This window comes from uncultured Streptococcus sp., from assembly GCF_915066115.1.
Classification (GTDB): domain Bacteria; phylum Bacillota; class Bacilli; order Lactobacillales; family Streptococcaceae; genus Streptococcus.
On record NZ_CAJZDT010000179.1, the window covers coordinates 1 to 2,807 of the forward strand.

A 2,807-nucleotide genomic window follows, 5' to 3' on the forward strand; every position below is an offset into this window, starting at 1 on the left:
CTCCTGACGGGCTGGTAGTGGCAGATTATTGATGTCAACCAAAAGTTCTCCCTCAGCTGGTATGGTTCCACCGTGGGGGCAGGTTTGAGGGAAACCAAGCAGTTTATCCAGTCTCTTTACAAATAGGTCAGAGACTGTGTGTTCTAGGACCTCAGCTTCTTCGTGGATTTGATCGCTAGTATAGTCTAGATGGTGAACTAGAAAGACTTCAATCAAACGGTGTTTACGATAGAGCTCAGAGACCAGTTTGAGGCCAATATCTGTCAATAGATAGCCGTTCTCCTTATCCTTGAGGATGAGATTTTCACTTTTCATGCGTTTGATCATCTCTGTTACAGCAGGCGGAGAGACCTGCATACGGGTAGCAATTTCTTTATTGGTGATTTTTTGCATGTCCGTACCGATTTCATAAATACATTTTAGGTAGTCTTCTTTATTTGGCGTCATTCGTTTCCTCTTGTCTAATATCTTTATCTAGTATATCAAAAAAAGCTAGATTTCTCTAGCTATCTGCCACAATGGCTTCTAATTTAGTTCTTTAGCAGCTGCAATTGCAGCTTCGAAGTTTGGTTCAGAGTTGATATTGTCCACATATTCAACGTAGCGAATAGTATTGTCAGTATCGAGGACAAAAACTGCGCGTGCCAATAGGTGCCACTCATTGATTAAGAGGGCATAATCACGTCCAAAGGAATGGTCGAAATAGTCTGAGAGCATGATGGCATTTTCAATGCCTTCAGCACCACACCAACGTTTTTGGGCAAATGGTAGGTCCATAGAAACAGTCAATACGACTGTGTTGTCCAGTCCAGCAAGTTCTTCATTAAAACGACGCGTTTGAGTTGAGCAGATACCTGTATCGATAGAAGGCACGACACTCAAGACTTTTTTCTTGCCATCAAAATCAGCTAGAGATTTTTTAGAAAGGTCTGTTGTAGTGAGAGAAAAATCAAGAGCCTTGTCGCCGACTTGTAGTTGTTTACCTGTAAAGCTCACAGGATTTCCGAGAAAAGTTACCATAGGATACTCCAATCTTTTTTCTTCCATTTTAGCTGAAACAGTCGGAATTTTCCAATGATTTGACCGGAAATATGGATATAGAAAAAACGCCAGCTCATGTGAGAATGACGTTTTTCAGAGGCTTATTTAGCCAATCCTTCAGCAATCTTGTCAAGGTTGTATTTCATCATGTTGTAGTAGCTGTCGCCTTCTTTACCTTGTTCTGCGATAGAGTCAGTAAAGATTTGTGCGTAGATTGGGATGTTTGTGTCTTGAGAAACAGTTTTCATTGGACGGTCATCCACACTTGATTCTACAAAGAGTGAAGGAGTTTTTGTTTGGCGAAGTTTTTCAACCAAGGTCTTGATTTGGTCAGGTGTTCCTTCTTCTTCAGTGTTGATTTCCCAGATGTAGGCACTTGGAACACCATAGGCTTTAGAGAAGTATTTGAAGCATCCTTCACTGGTTACGATAAGTTTTTTCTCAGCAGGGATGTTGTTAAATTTCTCTTTAGCTTCCTTATCAAGTTTGTCTAGCTTATCAGTATATTCTTTGAGGTTTTTTTCGTAGAATTCCTTATTGCTAGGGTCTTTAGCGCTCAATTGTTTTGCGATATTTTTAGCAAAAATCATACCGTTTTCAAGGTTGAGCCAAGCGTGTGGGTCTTCTTTGCCTTTTTCGTTTTGGCCTTCAAGGTAGATAACATCAACACCTTCGCTGACTGCAAAGTAGTCTTTGTTTTCAGTTTTCTTGGCATTTTCTACCAATTTTGTAAACCAAGCATTGCCACCTGTTTCAAGGTTGATACCGTTATAGAAAATCAAATCAGCTTGAGATGTTTTCTTGACATCTTCAGGAAGTGGTTCGTATTCGTGTGGGTCTTGACCAACAGGAACGATACTGTGAAGATCAATCTTGTCACCAGCGATATTTTTAGTAATATCAGCAATGATAGAGTTAGTTGCTACAACCTTTAGTTTTTGATTTGTAGATGCTGTATCTTTTTTTCCGCTAGCACAGGCAGCTAATCCAATGATAGCAAGAAAAAGAACAAGCAATGTACCTAATTTTTTCATTAGATTCCTCCAAAAGGGTTTCCCCTTATTTATTGATTTTTTTATTTTTTAGTTTCAAGTATCGTTGCTTTGGAGAGATAAAGAAACTGATAAAAAAGAAGCTGGCGGATGTGAGCACGATGCTGGATCCTGCTGCGAGATTGAAGCTATAGCCGATAAAGCGTCACAAGCAAGAAGCGGTTGCCCCTAGGGTTGATGAAAGAAAAATCATGCTCTTTAGGCTATTAGCATAAAGGTAAGCCGTCGCAGCTGGGGTGATCAACATGGCCACGATAAGAATAGTTCCAACACTTTGCATGGCAGTGACTGACACAAGGGTCAAGAGCACCATGAGCAGATAGTGGTAGAAATTGACGGGCATTCCCATGGCTTTAGCCAGGAGTTCGTCAAAGGATGTAATCAATAGTTGTTTAAAGAAAATCCCGATAATCAAGAGAATCAATGCACCCACACCAATGGTGATCCACATGTCCGTATCTTGGACAGCGAGGATATTCCCAAAAAGGATATGGAAGAGGTCTGTTGAACTCTTGGCAACACTAATTAAGATGACACCTAAGGCTAAGAAAGATGAAAAGGTAATACCAATGGCAGTGTCACTCTTGATGATGGAGTTTCCCTTGATGTAGGTAATGATGATGGAAGCCATCAAGCCAAATATGATCGCTCCAATAAAGAAATCAATTCCCAAGATAAAGGAAAGGGCTACGCCGGGCAAAACTGCGTGAGAGC

At 40.6% G+C, this 2,807-nt stretch carries 3 protein-coding genes and 1 pseudogene; all 4 read right to left on the minus strand.

All coding sequences use genetic code 11. The features are described 5' to 3' along the window. On the minus strand, positions 1-447 hold a 447-nt coding region (locus tag QZ565_RS09145), incomplete at its 3' end, for a metal-dependent transcriptional regulator (RefSeq protein ID WP_295528534.1). A gap of 78 nt (positions 448-525) precedes the next feature. Next, positions 526-1,020: a thiol peroxidase gene (gene tpx / locus QZ565_RS09150; protein ID WP_033682328.1), complete on the minus strand. Its 495-nt coding sequence runs from the start codon at positions 1,018-1,020 to the stop codon at positions 526-528. Positions 1,021-1,142: 122 nt separating this feature from the next. After that, positions 1,143-2,075, minus strand: coding sequence for a metal ABC transporter substrate-binding protein (locus tag QZ565_RS09155; protein WP_295528537.1), 933 nt, complete (start codon positions 2,073-2,075; stop codon positions 1,143-1,145). Between the two features lie 25 nt (positions 2,076-2,100). Continuing rightward, positions 2,101-2,807 (minus strand): annotated as a pseudogene (locus QZ565_RS09160) (metal ABC transporter permease); the annotation flags it as partial.

Coding starts and splice junctions, on each gene's coding strand:
- tpx (WP_033682328.1), bottom strand. CDS start 1,020: ATGGTAACTTTTCTCGGAAATCCTGTGAGCTTTACAGGTAAACAACTA.
- QZ565_RS09155 (WP_295528537.1), bottom strand. CDS start 2,075: ATGAAAAAATTAGGTACATTGCTTGTTCTTTTTCTTGCTATCATTGGA.